1 pseudogene is annotated in these 348 nt (G+C 68.4%); it reads right to left on the reverse strand.

Going from position 1 to position 348, the window contains the following annotated elements:
* A pseudogene (locus tag AC06FB_RS18865) lies at nucleotides 1-348 on the reverse strand (autotransporter outer membrane beta-barrel domain-containing protein); the annotation flags it as partial.

Consider the following 348-nt stretch of genomic DNA (forward strand, 5'->3'; position numbering starts at 1 on the left):
CCGGTGACGTGCAGCTGGTCGCTGCGGCCTCCCGGCGCCAGTTCAGACGCGAACACACCGGTAGCGCCCTGCACGTAGTCACCGTTGACGGTCAGCGTGCCGATCGAATTGCCCGGCGCGATGATGCCGTCGACCCGGGTGGTGCCCAGGGTGCCGACACCCTTCAGCAGGCCATTGGCGCCTACGGTGGTATTACCGCCGGTCTGCGTACCGTTGAAGGAGATCACGCCGCCATCGACCACCAGGTTGCTGTGGTCCAGCACGCCGCCGGCGCTGACCGTGCTGACGCCGCCGGTGGTGTTCAGGGCGGTGGAGACCAGCGAGCCGTTGAGCAGGAACTGGCCGCCC

This window comes from Stenotrophomonas sp. Steno-C15 (genome assembly GCF_056393265.1).